Source organism: Allomuricauda ruestringensis DSM 13258, from assembly GCF_000224085.1.
GTDB classification, from domain to species: domain Bacteria; phylum Bacteroidota; class Bacteroidia; order Flavobacteriales; family Flavobacteriaceae; genus Flagellimonas; species Flagellimonas ruestringensis.
Genome location: NC_015945.1, coordinates 2,711,510 through 2,732,264, shown reverse-complemented (window position 1 = coordinate 2,732,264; position 20,755 = coordinate 2,711,510). Strand labels below are relative to the sequence as shown.

The following is a 20,755-nucleotide window of genomic DNA, read 5'->3' as shown; positions in this document are numbered from 1 at the left end:
TAAGCGAGCTAAGGGGATGGCGTCCTGATTGGAAGTCCTTGGGCACTGCCCTGTTTTTCGATGCCCCGAAAAACAACCAAAGGCTTCTTTTATTATGAACCCCTTAAAATCACCAGACCAACGACAGGGCTTTAGGAATCCACGAGCAAAGCCCCAAGAAGGGTTTGCCGGGGATGACGTGAAAAAGCACTGGACGTTGGGCTTCCTTGTTTGACCGATTCCTGATAGTATTTAAATGCTTTGATGACCGAACAAAAAAACTCCCGATACTTCAGGTACCGGGAGTCGATGTATTGGCAATGGCGATCCCTTCATGGGTTGTGCCCTCTTGATGACCGACCGGGACACTTAGGCCATGTCAAGGACGGTCTGGAAGAGTTGTTTGTCCAGACGCTCTTGACGTGAAAAGCTTCGTTTCAGGGTACCGTGCAATACGGCATTGAAGGCATTGTAGCCCAACCAGAGGTTTGGGGCAGTGCCCAACAATACGGCCTCATTGTCCAATATGTCGATGACCTCACGGGCCTTTTTGGACGGGTTTGCGTTCTTGTCGCTGCACTCATAACGGAACAGTTTGGTACGTTCCAGCACTTCCCTTACGAAGGTCTTGGTGTCCACCAGTTCGACGGCCATCATTTGGCTGAACCTGTCGGAGATGGTATAGAACTCGTTGTCCATGAACTTTTTGAACAGCCCCTCCATCTCGGGCATGATCAAGTGGGCGCCGTTGGTGCTGTGCTTGATGGAAAAGGCAATCTCTGCCTGTGCCACGTGCAGGCCATTGGAGCATACTTGGCGGTAGAACCCAAAATGTCCCGAGGTGCGCTCGCTCCCATCGTAGGAGTTGGTAAACCGCAGCATGGGCAGAATGGTATCCTCTCCATTGCCCACCGAGAACTGGGAGCTGTCGGAAAGGATAAAGTCCATGCAGAAGGTACGGTCTGAGCGGTTGATGGTTTGGCGGTGGTAGTCAAGACCCGAATCGATGAGCATCTGTTCCGCTTTTTTGAAGAAAAGCTCGTTGGGGATGTGCCCATAGCTCTTGGACACAATATTGACAATCTTGCCATTGCTGACAATGGCGCGTTCCAGCCCTTTACGGGAGGGCATTGGGGTCAGTTCATTTAACGGTCTTACCTGGGTCGGTACGAAGACCTCGTCCTGTTGCAATCTGTCTAAATACATAATCATTGGATTTAAGGTTAAACAATATTTGCATGGAAATCCAAACGGGAGGCAGGCTGTGGAGCGGCAAGGAAACGGAATAAAAAGCGATTGGCGGCTTTATGCCGTCCCTTGTCCGGTGACAGGATGCGACGTTTACCTTGGTGCAAAGGATTGGTCGGGGTGTTGGGCCATGGTGTCATTCAAAGTGGAAAACCATATGATCTGAACCACTTGGGTAAAGACCCGAGTATAAAAGTTTGTTCCGATGTTTTCGATTTATCCCAGCAAAGTGAATCAAGTGGTGGGTTGAGCATATATATCTTAGGCTTTAAAATCAAGGATCATTGATAATCCAAAAAAGCTTATCCAACCAGAATACTAAGGAAAAGAACAAAAACTCCAATAGAAGATCATTCGTTTGGATTCCATCCTTAAGAAAAACGGTCGTGGATAGAAATTACATATTTAAGTATTTGCTTATATTATTATAGAATTGTAATTTAGTTGAAAATCGTTCATATGGATATTCAAAATAGTTGTATCCGGGCAGAGGCCGATCATGTTCAAATATTGCGATGCAAGGAAGATTTGAGCGCCGTTACAACTTCTATCGAGGCAATAAGCAAAGTTATGGCACTGGCCGGCAATGAGGTTCGTTTTAAAATATTGTATTTGTTGCAACGGGAAACAGAACTGTGCCCCTGTGATTTTGCCGATATTTTAGCAATGAGCGTACCGGCTATTTCCCAACATTTACGTAAGATGAAGGATGCAAATGTCATTTCTGCCCGTAGAGCAGGACAAACGATATTATATCGTATTTCCAAGGAGAACGAAGCGTTCTTGGCTGCTATTTTGAGCAATGTGGCCTCTGAAAGAAAAATTGCATAACATGAAAAAAACGAGGACATCCAACCGAACGGCATTTACTGGATTATTTTCAGCTTTCGTGGCCTCACTGTGCTGTATCACCCCTGTCTTGGCTCTGCTTTCCGGCACTACTGGAATTGCTTCCACATTTTCTTGGATAGAGCCGTACAGACCTATTTTAATGGGTGTGACCGTTTTGATTCTTGGATTTGCGTGGTATCAAAAATTAAAACCACGTCCACAGGATATTGATTGCGCTTGTGAGGATGACAAACCTAAGTTTATACAATCCAAGACTTTCCTGTTTTTGATTACCATTTTTGCAGGTACAATGTTGGCATTTCCCTACTATTCTAAAATATTTTACCCTGACTCAAATGCTGAGAGGCAAATAGTCTATGTGTCTGAAAGTAACGTAAGTGAATTGACCTATTCCATAGAGGGAATGACATGTGCGGGTTGCGAAGCCCATATTGAAAACGAGGTCAACAAACTAGAGGGCATTTTGGAAGTAGATGCAAATTATGGGACATCCCGGGCTGTTGTAAAGTTTGATAACAGTAAAGTAAGTGCCAATGAAATAGCATCTGCCATTGAAAAAACCGGATATAAGATCATCGAATAATGGAAACTGTGTTAGCATCTACCATTACGTGTCCCAAATGCGGACACCGCAAAAAAGAACTGATGCCGACCACGGCTTGCCAGTTCTTTTACGATTGTGAAAATTGCAAGGAAGTTTTAAGGCCAAAAGAGGGCGATTGTTGTGTGTTCTGCTCCTATGGCACGGTAGCTTGTCCACCCGTTCAACAGAAAGGAGATTGTTGTAGTTAACTGGAAAAGACGGACAAAGTATACCACCACCATTGCCAGAAAAAATTGAGCATAGCAAAAACGTTGGCAATTATTTGAAAAACAAACTTCTGAGACAAAATTGGCTGTGGCTGAAAAAATCCGTTTTTGGAGGTTCTGTCCATTCGTCTTTTCCACCCTGTTTTCTTGGACAACTGGCCAATTTGCATATTATTCTAAAGATAAAATTCACATTTCGTTTGATCGTTGACCATTCTCCACGGTCTATCTTTGAAAAGATAACTTAAAAAAAATAGGAATGAAACGAATACCCTTGCTACTGCTTTCAGCGACCCTGACTTTGGTAGGTTGCAACAATACAGAAAAAACATCGGCCCTAAATCCATCGGCAATTGCCGACAGGGAAAATAAATCAATCGACATGAAAAAAATCAAAGCAAAGAACAGAACGAACGATCTTTCCTGTAAACTGACCACACCCGAACTCCTTCAACGAAAGGAAACCGTACTGAAGGACTTGAAGGAACAAGTGCTCATTAAAAAAGAATTGGAAGATGGCTACGCTTTCCAGTTTCCGGGTACCGACAAGGTACTTGACCAACTCTCCGAGTTCATTAAAACAGAAAGGGCGTGCTGTACTTTTTTCATTTTTGGCCTTTCCATCAGTGGGGACAAAAGCGAAGCTTGGTTGGAACTGACTGGACCGGAAGGTGCCAAAGACTTTGTCCAATCAGAACTCGGACTGTAATGGAAGTGATTAGATCGATCCCTGTTTTCATTCTTGCAGGGCTTTGCGAAATAGGGGGCGGTTATCTCATTTGGCTATGGTTGCGAGAGGATAAACCTTGGTGGTTCGGGCTTTTGGGGGGACTTGCACTTGCTTTTTATGGTGTTGTGGCAACGTGGCAGACATCCAATTTTGCAAGGGTCTATGCAACTTACGGAGGAATATTCATTGTGATGTCGATCCTATGGTCAATGAAGTTTGATAATTACACCCCGGACAAGTACGATATTGTCGGTGCTTTGATTGCTTTATTGGGTGTCTGCATAATTTACTATGCGCCGAGAAATTGAAAAAATAAAGGGCCCAAACATTGCACCTTAAAGCCAACCGCTAAAAATTGAAAGTGTTGCGGAATAAGTCTTTTATTTGACCTTTTTGAGTATCTCTTTTTTTGGTTTCATTCTTTTAGTAAAATGGACTGTATTTAAAAAGGTCCCTTGACTAAATGACCTATTCCCATTTCATTTTCTGTAACCGTATTGCATTCAATATTGCCAAAAGCGCCACGCCCACATCGGCAAACACCGCTTCCCACATTGTAGCCAAACCACCCGCGCCCAGAATAAGGACGATTAGCTTCACCCCAAATGCCAAACCAATGTTCTGCCATACGATCCTACGGGTGGAGAGCCCGATTTTTACCGCTCGTGCCATCTTACTCGGGTGGTCGGTTTGGATGATGACATCAGCAGTTTCAATGGCCACATCACTGCCCAAACCCCCCATGGCAATACCCACATCACTGGCGGCCAGAACGGGTGCATCATTGATGCCATCCCCCATAAAGGCCACTTTGGTGCCGGGTTGTTTTTTAAGTTCTTCCACTTCGCTGAGCTTATCCTCGGGCAATAAGCCGCCCTTGGCCCAATCCATGTTCAGTTCTTTCGCAACTTGTTGCGTTATGGAATCTTTATCACCAGAGAGCATGATGATTTTCGAAATCCCGGCACCCCTGATTTGCTTGATGGCTTGATGTGCATCTTCCTTGAGTTCATCCGCAATGGTCACATAGCCTGCAAATTTTCCGTCAATGGCAACCATGACAATGGATTCCACAATGGCATCGGTTTTCAAAGGGACCTCTATGTGGTTTGCGGTCATCAAGGCTTTGTTGCCCACCAGTACCGTTTTCCCGTTGACCGTTCCTTTTAACCCCTTTCCGGCAACTTCCGATACATCGGTTGCCCCTAAACCCGTACCCTCAGCCTTGTATTCCAAAACCGCCTTGGCTATGGGATGGGTGGATTGTTCTTCCATGGCCATCAAATAATTCATAAACTCGGCCTCCTCAAATTGGGTGGACCTGATGTCCTTGATTTTAAAAACCCCTTTGGTAACGGTCCCTGTTTTGTCCATTACGACCGTGTTCACTTTGGTCATTGCATCCAAAAAAGATGCGCCCTTGAAAAGGATCCCGTTTCGGGATGCCGCACCCAGACCACCAAAATAACCGAGCGGAATGGAAATGACCAAGGCACAGGGACAGGAAACTACAAGGAATATCAAGGCTCGGTAAAGCCAATCCCTAAATACGTAACCATCCACAAAAAAGTAGGGAAGGAACGTTAATCCGATAGCAAGAAAGACCACAATGGGCGTATAGATCCTTGCAAATTTTCTAATGAAAAGTTCGGTCTTTGATTTCCGGGCTGTCGCGTTTTGCACCATATCCAAAATCCGGGCAATGGAACTGTCCTTGAATTCCTTAGTCGTTTCCACTTCGACAACACTGTCGAGGTTAATACTTCCGGCAAAGACCTTTTCATCCTTGTTTATGGTATCAGGTTTACTTTCGCCAGTGATGGCAGCCGTATTGAGGGAAGCTCTTTCGGATAACAGAATACCGTCCAAGGGAATTTTCTCGCCCACGCGCACCTGAATCTTTTCGCCAACTTCGACGGTTTCGGGATTTACGGCAACAAAGCCCCCTTTGCGAAATACCAGAGCTTCGTCCGGTCGTGCATCCAAAAGGGCCTTGATGTTCCCCTTTGCCCGGTTTACAGCTGCACTTTGAAACAGTTCGCCCACGGCATAGAATAGCATTACGGCTACGCCTTCAGGGTATTCGCCTATGGCAAAGGCCCCCAAAGTGGCAATGGACATCAGGAAAAATTCAGTAAAGAAATCACCATGTTTGATACTGTTCCAACCCTCCTTGATGACAGGAAAACCAACAGGTAAATAAGCAAGGGTGTACCATGCTACCCTTATCCAACCCTTGAAAAAAGGCAAAGTATCAAAATAGTCCACAGCAATGCCGATAATGAGCATTATAAAGCTGAAAATGGCCGGTAAATAAGGCTTGAATTTAGATACACCTTTAGGACCGCTAGGGTTATGGCCACTTTCGTGTCCGTTTTCGCCCTGGTGTTCTTTTGAACCCAGGTCACGTAGTTTTACTTTTTTCTTTTTCATAATGATCGAAAGGTCGTTATATGTTTGGTGCAACGGAAGTGCATTTATTGTCCGCTGCACTTGTCGCAGATTCCCTTAATGACCAAATTGGCATTTTCGGCCACATACCCATCGGGCAGATTGATATGGGGGATCTTATGCTCAGTGAGACACACCGTTTCATCACAGTTACCGCAATGAAAGTGCAGGTGCAGATCTTGTTCCATTTCACAATTGCAACCTGGCTCGCACAGGGCATATTTTGAAATATTGGTGCCATCATCTATTTGGTGCACAATGCGTTTTTCCTCAAAGGTTTTCAGGGTCCGGTACAAGGTGGTTCTGTCGGCTTTCGAGAAAGCGTTCTCTATATCGGTCAGGGCAATGGCCACTTCCTTTTCAGCCATATATTTATAGATCAAGATACGCATCGCCGTGGGGCGGACACCTTTGTTTTCCAATGTTTTTTCAATTTCTGTCATCGTAATGTTATTTTATCAATGGCTATGGCCCGCATCCCCTTTTTTCATTTGGGCCATCAAATAGTAGGCATTGTTGTATGCAAATGTAGTGTTTGGTCCAACGGAGTCTACAAAACTGATGGCGACCCAATCCCCCTCATGGGGGCCTGTGGTAATTTCTACGGGTTTAAAGCTCCAGTCATTGCCTTCCCGGTCCGCCCTAAAAATATATTTTTTTCCTTCGTTCGAACTGATTGCACTTTCAGGGACCGCAATGGTTTCGAAATTTTGGATTTCTATACGTCCTTCAACATACATCCCGGGGATCAGCTGCCCTTCCTTGTTCTCGATTTCAGCATGGACGTGTATCGCTTTGGGATTTTGCTCGAAAGTTTTCCCAACGGAATAAATTTTCGCGGTAAGTTCCTTCCCGGGAATGGATTGAACATTAAAGGATACTTGCTGCCCTACATTTACTTTGTACACATCCTTTTCAAACACCATTAAATCGGCATGGACGTGATGGGTATCAACGATTTCAAATAGGTCGGTCTGCGGTTCTACGTACTGCCCGGTCTTGATCGCTACTTTTTGGACAAATCCCTCAATGGGACTTCGCAATGGAACCTGTTGATAAATAGTCCCGTTTCTCACCCCGGATGCGGCAATGTTCAATTGTAGCAACTGTGCTTCCAATCCCTTTGCCAGGCTTTGGGATGCCCGGTATTCCGCTTCGGCCTTTTGAAAATTCGCCCCACTGCCCACCCCCGCATCATACAAGGTTTTTTGTCTTTCAAATTCCTTCATAAGAAACTGGCTGTTGCTGTAGGCGTTCAGGTAATCGGTCTGTTTCTGGATGATGTTGGGGTGGGACAGATAGGCAACCGTTTGTCCTTTGCTTACTTTGTCGCCTTCAATGACCTCTATGGACACCACATTGGCACCTACGACGGTAGTAATGGTCGCTTCGTTCTGTGGTGGGACCTCCAGTTGCCCATTGGCCTCCACATACTGCTTCATGACACGTTGGGCAAGTGTATCAATTTTCATGTTAAGGTTGCGGTATTGCGCTTCCGTTAGCATGGCTTCCTTGACTTCACCTTCTTTCTGCATTTCGCCCACTTCAGGATTTTTTTGCATTGCCTCCTCGGTATCGGCTCTGGAATTCCCACAGGAAGTAAGTGCCAAGAGCATCGTCACGAGCCCAATAAGGCTATATTTAAAAAGATTGTTCATTTGTCTATTGTTTAAAATATTGTAGTTCAAATACTGATTCTAGATAGTTGTCAAGGGCGTCAAGGGCATCCATTTCCGTGTTTATGGCATCCCGAACAATTTGTGTGAACGCTGCATAGTCCACCGCACCTTCCCTGTAGGCCAACAATGCACCCTTGCGCTGCTCTTGGGCAAGTGGCAAGGCCTTGTCCCTATAAAATTGCCACGATGCCCTCCATTTCAGATAGGCTTGCACGGCCTGCCGATATTCGGATTGCAGCTGGCGTTTGGCATAATCCGCATTGGTCTTTGCGATTTCACTTTCAATTTTAGCGGCCTTGGCCCGACTGCGCTCGGTACCCGAAAACAAAGGAACCGAAATACCGGCTTGATAGTTGTAGAACCCGCTATCGCCATTGATCTGTTGCAGTCCGCCCTGAAGGTTGAACTTAGGCAGGAGATCGGCACGTGCCGCATCATAGGTGGCCCCGGCCTCCTCGATGCGCCTTTGTGAAAGTTCCAGCTCTGGATGTTTTCCCAAATCCCCATCCAATTCCAAAACCGTTACCGCGCTTTCATTAAGTTTTGCTGGCACTGAATAGAAGATATCCGAAACCAACCATAGATTGAGCTTTTGCAGGGCGATGGCATAATCGCTTTCCGCCTGTTGCAGTTTATTGCTGATTTGCAAGGCCTGATTTGTAGCCGATGAATATTCCAATCTGGAAATGGCTTCCACCTTGAAGTTGAGCTCTATTGCTTTTTTAAACTGTGAATAAATGGAATCCAGTTCATGGTACAGTTCAAATTTCTGTCGTTGTCGATAGGCTTCCGACCACGCTTTTTTCACTTCCTGTTCTACTTGCAGTCCGGAAAGGTCAAGAGCTGTCTCGGCCAAAGCGATGCGTTGTTTCTGCAAACGCTTTTTTGCACTGATGCCCAAAAGGTCGATATTCTGTTGTCCAACCCCTACCAAGGTATAAATTCCTTTTCCATCCACAATTTCTTCGCCACCTGTGAAGACTTGGGTATTGCCAAGGTCGTAGGCCGTTCCTTTAAGGGCGGTTTGTTTTTGGACTTCCCATTGTTTTGTTTTCAACAACGGATAGTTTTTCTTGGAAATTTCCACGGCATCTTCCAATGAAATAGTAGGCAGAGAATCTTGCGGTTGAACTTCTTGTGCTTTTGCGCAAACGGTAGTGAACAAAAGACAGATCATGACCGTAGGGGTAATCCATTTTGGGTTGGGCCTCTTCCGTTCCGAACGTCCCTCGACCCATTGGTAAAAGATGGGAAGGATAAAGAGCGTCAAGAGGGTCGAAGTTAGCAAGCCGCCAATGACAACGGTGGCCAAAGGGCGTTGTACTTCTGCCCCTGCCGATGCGGAAATGGCCATGGGCAGGAAACCTAAAATATCGGTAAAGGCCGTCAGCATAATGGGACGTATCCTTCGCTTGGTGCCTTCTATAATTCTATCTTTAAGATCGGTTACCCCTTCTTCTTTCAGTTCATTCAGACCACTGATCATGACCAGCCCGTTCAGAACGGCCACACCAAACAACACGATAAAGCCGACGCCTGCGGAAATACTGAAGGGCATATCCCTTAACCACAGGGCGAATACACCACCAATGGTGGCCATTGGGATGGCGAGATAGATCATCAAGGTCTGTGGAAAGGACTTTAGCGCAAAATAGATCAATATGAAAATCAGGAACAAGGCAATAGGGACAACAGTTTGCAATCTATTGCTGGCGCGTTCCAGATTTTCGAAAGCTCCACCATACCGAATGTAATATCCTGCGGGCAGGTCGAACTGGGCGTCCAATTTTGCCTGGATATCCTCTACCACCGATTTTACATCACGGTCGCGAATATTGATACCTACATAGGTCCGTCTATTTGTATTGTCACGGCTTATCTGCATCGGACCGGGTTCATAACTTACATCGGCAATTTCCCGTAATGGGATTTGGGAGCCATTGGGCAGGTTGATGAACAGGTTTTGGATGTCCTCGATGCTTTGCCTGTTTTCCTTTTGAAGCCTTACCACTAGGTCAAACCTTTTTTCGCCCTCGAAGATCACGCCAGCCTTTCCACCCGCAAAGGCTGCCTGTACCACTTTATTGAGTTGGTTGATCTTAAGACCGTACTGTGCCAATTTATCGCGGTTGTAGTCGATGGTGATTTGGGGCAGGCCGTCCGTGGCCTCTACTTTCATATCGGCCACACCGGGAACGGTGGCAATGATTTCCCCCATTTCCTCGGCCTTGCTTGCCAATACGTCAAGGTCTTCCCCGAACAATTTAATGGCCACATCCTCTCGGACCCCCGTAAGCAGTTCGTTGAAGCGCATTTCGATAGGCTGGGTAAATTCAAAGTTCACACCTGGAACGATACTGATGGCCTCCTTCATTTTTTCCACCAGTTCGTCCTTGCTATCCGCAGATGTCCATTCATCCGTTGGTTTGAGGATGACGAATACATCGGCGATATCCATGGGCATCGGGTCGGTAGGTACATCGGCGACACCGATACGACTGAGAACGGTTTCCGCCTCTGGAAATTCGGCCTTCACGATGCGCTCAATCTTTGTGGTGGTTTCGATGGTTTCCGACAGGGAACTGCCGGGTTTCAGGATAGCGTGGAAGGCAATATCGCCTTCGTCCAATTGTGGTATAAACTCGCCGCCCATTCTCGTAAAGACGAAAATGGCAACCGCAAAAAGGGCAATGGCAATGCTTACGACCACTTTGGCCTTGGAAAGTGACTTGGTCAACAGTGGTTCATATTTCCGCTCGATCCAATGCACGAACCTATCGCCATAGGATTGTTTTTCGGATTTTGGCGGTCGTAGGAACAAGGCCGAAACCATCGGCACATAGGTAAGGCACAATAGCATTGCCCCGATCATCGCAAAAATGAAGGTCAGGGCCATGGGCTGGAACATTTTCCCTTCAACACCCTCCAAAGCCAAAATGGGCAGGAATACGATCAAAATGATCAGCTGGCCAAAGAAGGCGGCATTCATCATTTTTTTGGAGGCCTTAGCGGCGATGTCGTCCCGTTTTTCTTTGCTTACGGCTTTCTTTTTGACCACATAGGAGTACATTAAGAAAACGGTACCCTCTACGATGATCACCGCACCATCTACAATGATTCCAAAATCGATTGCCCCCAAGCTCATCAAGTTTGCCCATACGTCAAAAACATTCATCAGGATGAAGGCAAACAATAAGGATAAGGGTATGGTCGAAGCCACAATAAGTCCTCCACGCCAATTCCCCAACAACAAGACCAACACGAAGATCACGATAAGGCCACCTTCCAGAAGGTTCCCCGTTACAGTACCTGTTGTCTCGGCAATCAATTCACTACGGTCAAGGAAAGGCTTAATGGAAACACCTTCAGGAAGGGACTGTTGTATCTGTTCCACCCGTTGGGTCACGTTTTCGATCACCTCGTTGGAATTAGCCCCTTTGAGCATCAAGATCATTCCGCCCACGGCTTCGCCCTTTCCATCTTTGGTGAGCGCACCGTAGCGTACCGCACTCCCCATACTTACCATTCCTATATCCTTCACTTTGATGGGAATGCCATTAACGGTCTTGACCACCATGTTTTCGATATCCGAAATGGTCCTGGCCAGCCCCTCGCCTCGGATAAAGTTGGCTTGGTGGTTACGCTCGATATAGGCACCACCGGTATTCTGATTGTTGTTTTCGAGGGCCGAGAACACTTCAGTAATGGTAATGCCAATGGCACGGAGTTCGTCCGGATCAACCGCCACTTCGTATTGCTTCTTATTGCCACCAAAGGCGTTTACCTCGACCACCCCGGGGACCATGGCCATCTGTCTCCGTACAATCCAGTCCTGGATCGTTCGCAGTTCCGTTGACGAATATTCGCCTTGATGTCCATCATCGACTTCAAGGATATATTGGTAGATTTCGCCCAATCCCGTTGAAATCGGTCCCATAACGGGTTTGCCAAAGCCCGAAGGGATCTGTTCCTGAACCTCGGGCAGTTTTTCGGCGACGAGCTGTCTGGGTAAATAGGTGCCCACATCGTCATCAAATACAATGGTAACAACGGAAAGTCCAAAACGGGAAACAGAACGGATTTCCTTGACGTTGGGCAGATTGCTCATGGCAACCTCAACGGGATAGGTAACAAATTGCTCTATATCCTCCGTTCCCAGATTGGGCGACTGTGTAATGACCTGCACTTGATTATTGGTGATATCCGGCACGGCATCGATCGGAACTCGGGTCATGCTATAAACGCCCGCACCGATCAATGCGAGGGTGAGCAGACCAATAATAAATTTATTATTGATTGAAAAATCAATGATTCTGTTGATCATGTATAAGGGTATTGATTCAGTTTAAATTCTCGTCGGGTACATTGACAAAAAGCAACGCACGATATGAACGTATCCATGAAAAAGACACATCAAAACAGGATAGTTTTATCCTACAAAAACTGGATCATGCCCGAGGGGGCTGTAAAATAGAATGTGGGATATCCTTGCCGAGGTCATCAAAATGGGCAAAGAATTCGTGTGGGATTTCAGGCTGAAGCGGTTCGAATGTGACAAGTCCGAAATCTATGGTGTGGACATGGCAACAATGACATTGGCAGAATGGTGAACACAGCCCACAATCTTGGTCATGGTCTGTATCAATATCGATTACCGTAACAACTTGGGAATCATTGGAACCATTCGCTGTATCACCACAAGGCACAGTATTAAGCGCCAAAAAGTAAAAGGATAATATGATTGCCAAAAATTTCACGAGGCAAAGATAAAAAGATTTAGGTGCAACTGTATTGCAAATAATGGTTTTGAGAAGTGTTTCGTGAAAGCAATCATATTTGTAATTCAAAAAAAAACATCACCTTATTGCTGGACTATATCATTAAATCAATTGTACCAAAAAAAATAGCCCATCCGAATAATCGGATGGGCTTTAAGGTTTTTGGACCTATTACAGTTCGAATGCAAGAATCTCCTGCTCAAACTCCGACTTTCGTTGTTCCAAAGTCTTCTGTAATTGGGTGGTAACCAAATTGATGAGATTGCTGTTGGTGGTCTTGAACTCCAGACCATGGGAATCCCTGATGTAAAACGAACTGGAACCGTCCTGGTTGTAGTTGAACTTGGTGAGTTCTCCAAGGGTCTGGTTCAGGCGTTCCCTGTTGGTCGCCAAGCCTCTCAACTTTTCAAACTTCTGGATCCGGCTGTCGATGCTGATTTTGGGAACCACCACCGGTGCCTTACCTTCTTTGGGCTTTTCGGCCCCATTGATGCTTGACGTGGCTTCCTTGGTCAATTGGTCCTTGACATCCTTGTTGGATGCTTTTTGCCTTGTTACCGTTTTCTTGGTTCCGGTCTCTTTTGTTTTTGTTTCCATGTTAAATGAATTTTTAATTAAACAATATTTGAGCATGGAACAAGTGGTAGACAAAATTTTGGAGCGGCAAGGAAACGGAATAAAAAGGGACAAAGGAGCGGCTTTATGCCGTCCCTTGTCCGACAAACTTTTGCGGGCTTAGCTTTCGATGATATTGGTTAAGCTATTAAATTTTATCTTATGATTCGCAGGTTGGCCTCAGGTTTCTGGCCATTCACTACTTCCTTTTCGGGACTTTTTTCGAGAACCGCTTTCAACTGGGCCATATCCTTGCTGATTTTTTTCTCCACCACCCTTGCATATTTTTGGGTGGTCGATAGTTTGGTGTGCCCCAATAGCTTGGATACCGTTTCCAAGGGCACATTGTTCATCAGGGTGATAGTGGTCGCAAAAGTGTGCCTGGCCACATGAAAGGTCAGGTGCTTATCGATTTGTGCCTTGGTGGCAATCACCTTTAGGTATTTGTTTACCTTTTGATTGGAAAATACAGGCAATAACGTATGGTCATTATCGACATTGGGATGATCGGAATACTTGTCCAATATGGCCTTGGCATGATACAGCAGGGGAACCCTCACAGGTGTCTTGGTCTTCTTCCGTTTGACATTGATCCACTCTTCTCCATCTATTCCTGTTACAATATCACCTCTCTTTAAGAGCTTGACCTCAATATAGCTTAGGCCTGTATAACACGCAAAAAGAAAAATATCCCTTACAATGGCGATGCCGCCTTCGTCAATGTGCATTGAAAACAATCTTTGTATTTCCTCTTCCTCCAAAAAATCACTTTCGTACTCTTCGAACTTCATATGGTAAAAGTTGAAGGGGTTTTGAGGGATAGCCCCAAACTTAAAGGCAGTGCCCACCAATTTCTTGAAGCGTTCCATATGTTTCATAATACCATTGTTGGTCAAAGGCTGTGCCTTGTTAATCGGGGTACCATTTCTAAGGAAGCTCTCGAACTCGACCAAAAAGGCATAATCTATAAAGGACAGTTTTATGTCTTGCGAGTTGAACTTTTTTTTGACAAACCGTAAGAGATAGGTTTCCGTGGCCGAGTAGTTCTTGATCGTGCCCATTGCCAATTTTGGCATTTCATGGTCACGGTGGAATTCGATGATGTCCTTTAATGTCCTGACCACCCTGTCCTTTCCAAGGTAGCGCAATTTGATGATCTTCGCATTGATCACCGCTCCCTCCGCTATTAACTGGCGATGGCACTCCAAGAGTTTGGCGTGGACATCGTCTAGATATCGGTTGATACTGTTCGCTTCATTGGCACGATGATCGATTTTGCCCAAAATAGGACACCATCGTTCTTCAAAAGTCGATCTGTGGACACTGAGGTCGGAATAACGGCCCTCAAATCTTATCCGGGCATAAATGGGAATCCGCCCATCTTTTTTTTTGGCCGTTTTTTTTAGCCAAAAGCTGATACTGAATGAATTAGAGCTGTTCATGTGTTTTCGCCTTAAGTGGAACAATCCGTTGAGCGAAAGTCAAATCACACGAAAAATCAAATCGGGAAGTACAAGTTAATAAATTTTCCCCGACAAAAATAGGACATCATATAGGACATCCTCACCCTTGATTTCAGACCAAAACAAAAAAAGCCAGAAAATATTAATTTTCTGGCTTTCAATTAATTATGGTTTTAATTGTTGTCAATTAAACCATTTCTGTCGGGGTGGCAGGATTCGAACCTGCGACCTCCTGCTCCCAAAGCAGGCGCGATAACCGGGCTACGCTACACCCCGAAGACAGTCGTGATGACTGAAAATTTCAATTTTTCAAACTCCAAATTACAAACCACTTTTTGAAGTAGCCCGCTCGGGCGGAGTTTATACCGAGCAATGTCGAGGTGCTACACCCCGAGGTGTGTTGGAAAAAGCGGAGAGACCGGGACTCGAACCCGGGCAGCACTTACGCGCTGACAGATTAGCAATCTGCTCCGTTACCACTCCGGCACCTCTCCAATTAATTTATTATGAACGTGCACTCTGAAAATGCGGATGCAAATGTACCTTTTCAGATGTAAGATCGCAACTATTTTTCCATTTTTTTAATGGAACTTTTATCAGCTCTCTGCTATTCAGGATATTCCACCCTTAAATGATAGATGTTTGTAAGCTTTTGTTTGAGCACCTTCTTTACCATTTCAATTTCCTTGAGGGTAATATTGGCATTCAAGTACTGGTTGGCCTGCATCTGTCCCTTCACTATTTTCTCTACAAATTCATCAATAATGGTAAAGGTGGGGTCCTTCAAACTTTTAGAGGCAGCTTCTACAGCATCCGACATCATTAAAATTGCAGTTTCCTTGGAGAAAGGTATTGGTCCAGGGTATTTAAAATCTTCCTCATCCACCTCTTGATCCAATTCTTGTTGTTTTTTATAGAAATAGTAGACCACAGTTGTTCCATGGTGGGTTCTGATGAAATCAATAACACGGTCTGGCAGATTGCTTTTTCGGGCTATTTCTATCCCATTGATTACATGGTCTACAATAATCTTGGCACTCTCCTTGGGCGGTAAATCATCATGCGGATTAACGTTGGTAATCTGATTTTCGGTAAAATAGGTCGGACGCTCCATCTTACCAATATCGTGGTAAAGCGCCCCTACCCTAACCAACATGGCATTGGCACCTATTTCGTTGGCCGCGGCCTCTGCAAGATTCGCTACTTGTAAAGAATGATGAAAGGTGCCTGGCGCTTTGTCCGATAATTCCTTGAGCAATTTAGAATTGGTGTCGGAAAGTTCCAACAACGACACATCGGATACAAGTCCGAACACTTTCTCGAACATATAGATCAGCGGTTGGGCAAAAAGCGTCAAAAGACCATTCAGCACAAAAACACCAAACAATATCCATTCAATATTTTGCAAATTACCTTCATGAATGGCATGGAAGGCAAAATAACCAACTATGTAGATCAAGGTAATCTGACCTACCGATATAAACAGATTGGCTCTTTTATATAGCTCTGAGGCCGTTAAAATGGTAACAATACCAGCAATCGTCTGTAAAAAGATATATTCAAAACTGTTGGGTACAACAAAACCGAGAATCAAAACAGTCAACACATGAACGAACAGCCCTAACCTGGCATCAAAAAAGTTTTTCAACACCAATGGTAAAATACACAGGGGAACCATATAGATATAGTTCTCGTAGTGCTTCGTCATCAATGTGGTGGCAAGTACCATCAACAAAATGTTGAAGAAAATAAAAGTCACCTTGTTATTGTTCTGGAAAATCTCGTTCCTGTATCGTTTTAAAAACAGGAACAACATAATGAGCACCAACGCTACCAATACGGTATACCCAAGTAAAATAAAATAATAATTGCTTCCCATCCAGAGCTTCGACTCATACTCATCTTTAAGGGAGTTCAATATTTTAAAGTCCTCCGACTCCACAATTTCCCCTTTGGCAATGATCAATTTTCCTTGGTCCACTTCGCCACGAGTGTACGAAATCTTTGAAAGCTCATCACTTAAAGCACTTTCAGTTAGGGCTTCATCATAAAAAAGATTTGCTTTTAGACTATTTCTTAATATTCCGGTCAAACGAGGAGCCCCAACCATGTTGGCCCCTGAAAAACGGCTCGATATTTCTCTTTTAGCTTGCTCAAGAACTAAATAATCACTTGGAGAAACAGGTTGTGCTTCATTATTTTTTACCACTACAGTGGATTCGGATTCCGGTAAAGTTTGAAAAATTCCATCAGTATAAATGTCTTCAAGAACTTCTTCAAAAAGACTCCTCAAAGACTGTCGTTGTTGTGAAGAAAAGTTGCCCGATTGAAAAAGTGTATTCAACTCTGCAGCAACTTCTGCTCTAACATCAGAAACCACAGAAGCATTATAGGTGTAATAGTCGGTTTTATTGGCCCTGATCGAGGATTTTTCCTCTTCTATCTCCTTTTGGGTCTTTTTTATGGAAAAATCAATAGGGGCATACAGGTTTTCATATTGCCACGGTTTGCCCTTTTGAAACTCGTACTTAAATTTCCCCCCTTTTGGGAAAAAGAATACAATCAGGGCAATCGAAACTACATACAGGAAATATTTGTAGACCAGCGATTGGTGTTTATATACATTATCCAAAGTTTTTCCCATTCCCTAAAACTGTTAGCTTCAAAAATAGAAAATATATATAAGAAGTCCGTTGCCCGAGCTCCTTATCGGTTTGCATTTAAATTTAGTATTTTCGCAAGAGTAAAAATGCACATATGAAAAAAGTAGTAATCGTTTCCGCTGCAAGGACCCCAATTGGAAGTTTTATGGGAGCACTATCCAGCGTTCCTGCCCCAAAATTGGGAGCTGTGGCCATAAAAGGGGCTTTGGACAAAATAGGTCTAAAACCCGAACTTGTTGAAGAAGTTTTGATGGGTAACGTGGTACAAGCAGGTACCGGACAGGCACCTGCCAGACAAGCTGCTATTTTTGCCGGCATCCCCAATACCGTGCCCTGCACAACCGTAAATAAAGTATGCTCTTCGGGTATGAAAGCCATTATGCAAGGCGCTCAGTCCATTGCTTTGGGCGAAAATTCCATTGTCGTGGCCGGAGGCATGGAGAACATGAGCCTTATACCCCACTATGCTTACATGAGAAAAGGAACCAAGTTTGGTCCAGCAACCCTAATGGACGGAATGCAGAAGGATGGCCTTGTAGATGCCTACGACCAAAATGCCATGGGCGTTTGTGCCGATGCCTGTGCGACGGAATATAAATTTAGTCGAGAAGACCAAGACACCTATGCCATACAATCCTACAAGCGATCGGCCGAAGCTTGGAAAAGCGGAAAGTTCGATAACGAAGTGGTTCCCGTTGAAGTGCCTCAACGAAGAGGAGAACCTATTGTTGTAAGTGAAGACGAAGAATTCAAAAATGTGAAATTGGAAAAAGTACCGTCGCTAAGGCCTGCTTTTACCAAAGATGGAACAGTTACCGCAGCCAATGCATCAACAATTAACGATGGTGCTGCCGCGGTTGTTTTGATGAGTGAAGAAAAGGCCAAGGAACTTGGTTTAACACCTTTGGCCACCATTAAAGGGTATGCTGATGCCGCCCATGAACCCGAGTGGTTTACAACCGCACCTGCAAAGGCCTTACCCAAGGCTCTGGATCGTGCGGGGGTCTCCATTGAGGATATTGATTATTTTGAGTTCAATGAAGCGTTTGCGGTGGTTGGATTGGCCAACATGAAAATCCTTGGACTGAATGATTCCAATGTAAATGTAAACGGTGGGGCGGTATCGCTGGGACATCCTTTGGGTTGCTCGGGAGCAAGAATTACCATAACATTGTTGAATATATTGGAACAAAACAATGCCAAACTGGGAGCTGCTGCCATTTGCAACGGTGGCGGTGGAGCTTCATCGATTGTTTTGGAAAGAAATTAGTGACCCAACTACCTCGGGGCGGTCCCATGAGGTATTCAAACGAAAATAATTAATTCATTTCGACAAAGAACGTCGGGGAATAAAACCCTCAATGAGGGATTCAATCTGTACAGTAAATGCAATATGGAATTTGTCCTCTAAGTATTGTTCCCATTAGAACAAACCCGGACGATTGTGCCGAAATGTCATCCCAATTATTATATGGCGAGCATTTCAAGGTTTTGGAGAGCAGAAAAAAATGGAGCAGAATTCGGGCAGCTTATGACAATTTTGAGGGTTGGATACCCAACAACCAACTCAAACTTATTGCCGAGGAAGTATATAATAACCTAGAAGCGCTGGAACCAAAAAAGATATGTTCCGATGTTATATCCCATATCTACACCAATGATGGTATGCTATTGCCTATCCTCATAGGATCTATGATCAACGCTCCGGAATTATTGAACCACACTTTTGAGGGCAGTATCCATAGCGGTAAAAACCCGAAGGATAGTTTGGTTGATACGGCCATTATGTATTTAAAAGCCCCTTTTCTTGCAGGCGGAAAAACTCCGTTTGGAATCGATTGTTCCGGGTTTGCCCAAATGGTCTATAAAATAAATGGGTATTCTTTGGAACGAACGGCAGAAGGGCAATCCAAGCAAGGTGAAGCCCTGAGCTTTATTGAAGAGAGCGAACCTGGCGACTTGGCCTTTTTTGATGACAACGAAGGTATCATAGACCATGTCGGTATTATTTTAAAAGACAACTATATCATACACGTAAATGGTCTCGTTCGGATAGATAGGATAGACCATACCGGCATCTTCAATTCAGAAGAAAAACGGTATACCCATCAACTTAGGGTCATTAAAAAAGTGATATAAAAATAAAAGCCCCGAATAAACGGGGCTCTCTTTTTTAGGAAGAATTGTGATTACTCTCCCAAAAGTTTTTTGATTCTCATGAAGTTTTCGTTATCACCCAAAGCTCCATAGATATTTTTCAACTGGGTCAAGATGCTTTCGTTGTCCGGATTGGACTGGAGTGCATCTTCCAAAACTGCAGCCCCTTCTCTAAAAAGGCTGTCTTTTTTCTCCTTAAGCTCATCGTACTTGGCAATATCCTCTTTTGAAGTTCCCAATTCGTTCATTTCATCAATAAGACCGTTACCTTCATTCACATACGTTGTAGATAGGTTCAACAAGGCATTGATATAACCTGGATCAATCGCCAACGCTTTTTTATAAGCATCCCTTGCATCTTCCAAGTTTCCTTGCTCCATGTTGATAACACCAATATTGTAAAGCAAATCGGCATTGTCCGGAGCCATAGCAGAAGCCTGTCCCATTAATTCCTTGAATTTTTCTTTGTCACCGATGGCATAGTACAAGTTCGCTTCTCCCAAAACCAAATTTACATCGTCCGGGTTTTCAGCCCTTGCATCGGCATAAGCTTCGATAGCTTTTTCATTCTCTCCCATTTGCTGATAAATCAGTGCAATATTCTTTACGATTTCCGGTTTTTTAGATGGGCTCACCTCTTCCTTTGGATCCTTGTGCGTTCCCGCTTTTACATAAAGATCACGAGTGGCCTTGTCCATACTTTCTGTCTCTCCTGTCTCTACATTAACCGCAGTATAGGTTACAGATTCTCCATTGTAACCTACATCTTTAAGCTCCTTGTAATATTTTAAGGCCTCTTCGTAGTCTTGTCCGTTTACCGCACTACTTGCTGCGTAATAAAGGTATACCGTATCTTTTGGGCTTAGCTTGTAGCTCATATACAACTTCTCAGCAGCTTCACTAAACTTTTTGTTGTTGTTGTCCTCAACTGCGGAATTGACCAAATCAGCGGTCATTTGTCCCATTTTCTCTTGGGCAACAGGGGTGTATTTAGATTTGCCGCTGGCTTCTTCTACCGCGATTACCTTGTTGTATGCATCCAAAGCAGACTGAAAAGAAGCTACATCTCCTTTTTTGGCCAATTCGTAGTTTGCATTTCCTAAAAGCGCATAGTACTCGGCCTGGTCTTTCTCCTTGGCCGAATCAATAGTGGAAGCAGCACTGGTCAACGCAGCTTTTGCCGCTGCGGCATCACCATCTTTAAGTGCCTTTTCCGCAGCCTTCATCTCATCCTTTTGGGCAAACCCCATTGTGGATATTCCTATGGCCAATAGTATTAATATTCTTGTTCTCATGTTAAAAAATTGTAATTATTTAGTGTTAATCGATT

The 20,755-nt window shown here is 44.5% G+C and carries 17 protein-coding genes and 2 tRNA genes; 7 read left to right on the top strand and 12 right to left on the bottom strand.

The features are described from left to right. Nucleotides 1-348 precede the first annotated feature (348 nt). Nucleotides 349-1,185 carry a DUF932 domain-containing protein gene (locus MURRU_RS12255; RefSeq protein WP_014033788.1) on the bottom strand — a complete coding sequence of 279 codons (837 nt, stop codon included), beginning with the start codon at nucleotides 1,183-1,185 and terminating at the stop codon, nucleotides 349-351. Between the two features lie 501 nt (nucleotides 1,186-1,686). Between MURRU_RS12255 and MURRU_RS12245 the strand changes: the two genes are divergently transcribed. From MURRU_RS12245 to MURRU_RS12225, 5 genes are all read left to right on the top strand, one after another. Beyond that, on the top strand, nucleotides 1,687-2,058 hold the full coding sequence (locus tag MURRU_RS12245; protein ID WP_014033787.1) for an ArsR/SmtB family transcription factor: 372 nt from the start codon (nucleotides 1,687-1,689) through the stop codon (nucleotides 2,056-2,058). Between the two features lies 1 nt (nucleotide 2,059). Further along, nucleotides 2,060-2,662 carry a mercuric transport protein MerTP gene (merTP, locus tag MURRU_RS12240; protein WP_014033786.1) on the top strand — a complete coding sequence of 201 codons (603 nt, stop codon included), beginning with the start codon at nucleotides 2,060-2,062 and terminating at the stop codon, nucleotides 2,660-2,662. After that, nucleotides 2,662-2,871 carry a GDCCVxC domain-containing (seleno)protein gene (locus tag MURRU_RS18100; protein ID WP_014033785.1) on the top strand — a complete coding sequence of 70 codons (210 nt, stop codon included), beginning with the start codon at nucleotides 2,662-2,664 and terminating at the stop codon, nucleotides 2,869-2,871. Before merTP ends, MURRU_RS18100 begins: the two co-directional genes overlap by 1 nt. A 277-nt stretch (nucleotides 2,872-3,148) precedes the next feature. After that, complete coding sequence (locus MURRU_RS12230) at nucleotides 3,149-3,598, top strand: hypothetical protein (RefSeq protein ID WP_014033783.1); 450 nt, start codon at nucleotides 3,149-3,151, stop codon at nucleotides 3,596-3,598. Continuing rightward, the gene (locus MURRU_RS12225) at nucleotides 3,598-3,927 is read left to right on the top strand and encodes a YnfA family protein (protein WP_014033782.1); all 330 of its coding nucleotides are present in this window, start codon (nucleotides 3,598-3,600) and stop codon (nucleotides 3,925-3,927) included. Before MURRU_RS12230 ends, MURRU_RS12225 begins: the two co-directional genes overlap by 1 nt. Nucleotides 3,928-4,087: 160 nt before the next feature. Here the strand turns inward: MURRU_RS12225 and MURRU_RS12220 are convergent, their stop codons facing one another. The 10 genes from MURRU_RS12220 to MURRU_RS12180 form a co-directional block, all read right to left on the bottom strand. Continuing rightward, nucleotides 4,088-6,052 (bottom strand): heavy metal translocating P-type ATPase, encoded by a 1,965-nt coding sequence (locus MURRU_RS12220; RefSeq protein ID WP_041801506.1) that lies wholly within the window; start codon nucleotides 6,050-6,052, stop codon nucleotides 4,088-4,090. A 44-nt stretch (nucleotides 6,053-6,096) separates the two neighbouring features. Beyond that, nucleotides 6,097-6,513: a Fur family transcriptional regulator gene (locus tag MURRU_RS12215; RefSeq protein ID WP_014033780.1), complete on the bottom strand. Its 417-nt coding sequence runs from the start codon at nucleotides 6,511-6,513 to the stop codon at nucleotides 6,097-6,099. Between the two features lie 15 nt (nucleotides 6,514-6,528). Next, the gene (locus MURRU_RS12210; RefSeq protein WP_014033779.1) at nucleotides 6,529-7,728 is read right to left on the bottom strand and encodes an efflux RND transporter periplasmic adaptor subunit; all 1,200 of its coding nucleotides are present in this window, start codon (nucleotides 7,726-7,728) and stop codon (nucleotides 6,529-6,531) included. A 4-nt stretch (nucleotides 7,729-7,732) separates the two neighbouring features. Then, nucleotides 7,733-12,073, bottom strand: coding sequence for a CusA/CzcA family heavy metal efflux RND transporter (locus tag MURRU_RS12205; RefSeq protein WP_014033778.1), 4,341 nt, complete (start codon nucleotides 12,071-12,073; stop codon nucleotides 7,733-7,735). A gap of 124 nt (nucleotides 12,074-12,197) precedes the next feature. Next, nucleotides 12,198-12,455, bottom strand: a complete 258-nt coding sequence (locus tag MURRU_RS18225; protein WP_417870668.1) for a DUF6660 family protein — start codon at nucleotides 12,453-12,455, stop codon at nucleotides 12,198-12,200. Nucleotides 12,456-12,698: 243 nt separating this feature from the next. Continuing rightward, nucleotides 12,699-13,124, bottom strand: a complete 426-nt coding sequence (locus MURRU_RS12200) for a hypothetical protein (RefSeq protein WP_014033776.1) — start codon at nucleotides 13,122-13,124, stop codon at nucleotides 12,699-12,701. A 173-nt stretch (nucleotides 13,125-13,297) separates the two neighbouring features. Continuing rightward, the gene (locus MURRU_RS12195) at nucleotides 13,298-14,584 is read right to left on the bottom strand and encodes a site-specific integrase (RefSeq protein ID WP_014033775.1); all 1,287 of its coding nucleotides are present in this window, start codon (nucleotides 14,582-14,584) and stop codon (nucleotides 13,298-13,300) included. A gap of 222 nt (nucleotides 14,585-14,806) precedes the next feature. Continuing rightward, nucleotides 14,807-14,881 (bottom strand) — tRNA-Pro (locus MURRU_RS12190). 134 nt (nucleotides 14,882-15,015) lie between these two features. Beyond that, nucleotides 15,016-15,099 (bottom strand) — tRNA-Ser (locus MURRU_RS12185). A gap of 113 nt (nucleotides 15,100-15,212) precedes the next feature. Beyond that, nucleotides 15,213-17,249 carry an HD family phosphohydrolase gene (locus MURRU_RS12180; protein ID WP_014033774.1) on the bottom strand — a complete coding sequence of 679 codons (2,037 nt, stop codon included), beginning with the start codon at nucleotides 17,247-17,249 and terminating at the stop codon, nucleotides 15,213-15,215. 113 nt (nucleotides 17,250-17,362) lie between these two features. Here MURRU_RS12180 and MURRU_RS12175 point away from each other — a divergent pair, with 113 nt between their 5' ends. Further along, a complete protein-coding gene (locus tag MURRU_RS12175; RefSeq protein ID WP_014033773.1) occupies nucleotides 17,363-18,538 on the top strand; it encodes an acetyl-CoA C-acyltransferase in 1,176 nt (391 codons plus the stop codon). Between the two features lie 116 nt (nucleotides 18,539-18,654). Further along, entirely contained in the window at nucleotides 18,655-19,407 is a 753-nt protein-coding gene (locus tag MURRU_RS12170; RefSeq protein ID WP_014033772.1) for a C40 family peptidase, read from the top strand. A gap of 50 nt (nucleotides 19,408-19,457) precedes the next feature. Here MURRU_RS12170 and MURRU_RS12165 read toward each other — a convergent pair whose 3' ends face one another. Continuing rightward, complete coding sequence (locus MURRU_RS12165; protein WP_014033771.1) at nucleotides 19,458-20,720, bottom strand: tetratricopeptide repeat protein; 1,263 nt, start codon at nucleotides 20,718-20,720, stop codon at nucleotides 19,458-19,460. Nucleotides 20,721-20,755: the final 35 nt, after the last annotated feature.

Excerpts from the sequence above, each read along its gene's own strand:
- MURRU_RS12255 (WP_014033788.1), bottom strand. The coding sequence starts at position 1,185 with ATGTATTTAGACAGATTGCAACAGGACGAGGTCTTCGTACCGACCCAG.
- MURRU_RS12245 (WP_014033787.1), top strand. The coding sequence starts at position 1,687 with ATGGATATTCAAAATAGTTGTATCCGGGCAGAGGCCGATCATGTTCAA.
- merTP (WP_014033786.1), top strand. The coding sequence starts at position 2,060 with ATGAAAAAAACGAGGACATCCAACCGAACGGCATTTACTGGATTATTT.
- MURRU_RS18100 (WP_014033785.1), top strand. The coding sequence starts at position 2,662 with ATGGAAACTGTGTTAGCATCTACCATTACGTGTCCCAAATGCGGACAC.
- MURRU_RS12230 (WP_014033783.1), top strand. The coding sequence starts at position 3,149 with ATGAAACGAATACCCTTGCTACTGCTTTCAGCGACCCTGACTTTGGTA.
- MURRU_RS12225 (WP_014033782.1), top strand. The coding sequence starts at position 3,598 with ATGGAAGTGATTAGATCGATCCCTGTTTTCATTCTTGCAGGGCTTTGC.
- MURRU_RS12220 (WP_041801506.1), bottom strand. The coding sequence starts at position 6,052 with ATGAAAAAGAAAAAAGTAAAACTACGTGACCTGGGTTCAAAAGAACAC.
- MURRU_RS12215 (WP_014033780.1), bottom strand. The coding sequence starts at position 6,513 with ATGACAGAAATTGAAAAAACATTGGAAAACAAAGGTGTCCGCCCCACG.
- MURRU_RS12210 (WP_014033779.1), bottom strand. The coding sequence starts at position 7,728 with ATGAACAATCTTTTTAAATATAGCCTTATTGGGCTCGTGACGATGCTC.
- MURRU_RS12205 (WP_014033778.1), bottom strand. The coding sequence starts at position 12,073 with ATGATCAACAGAATCATTGATTTTTCAATCAATAATAAATTTATTATT.
- MURRU_RS12200 (WP_014033776.1), bottom strand. The coding sequence starts at position 13,124 with ATGGAAACAAAAACAAAAGAGACCGGAACCAAGAAAACGGTAACAAGG.
- MURRU_RS12195 (WP_014033775.1), bottom strand. The coding sequence starts at position 14,584 with ATGAACAGCTCTAATTCATTCAGTATCAGCTTTTGGCTAAAAAAAACG.
- MURRU_RS12180 (WP_014033774.1), bottom strand. The coding sequence starts at position 17,249 with ATGGGAAAAACTTTGGATAATGTATATAAACACCAATCGCTGGTCTAC.
- MURRU_RS12175 (WP_014033773.1), top strand. The coding sequence starts at position 17,363 with ATGAAAAAAGTAGTAATCGTTTCCGCTGCAAGGACCCCAATTGGAAGT.
- MURRU_RS12170 (WP_014033772.1), top strand. The coding sequence starts at position 18,655 with ATGCAATATGGAATTTGTCCTCTAAGTATTGTTCCCATTAGAACAAAC.
- MURRU_RS12165 (WP_014033771.1), bottom strand. The coding sequence starts at position 20,720 with ATGAGAACAAGAATATTAATACTATTGGCCATAGGAATATCCACAATG.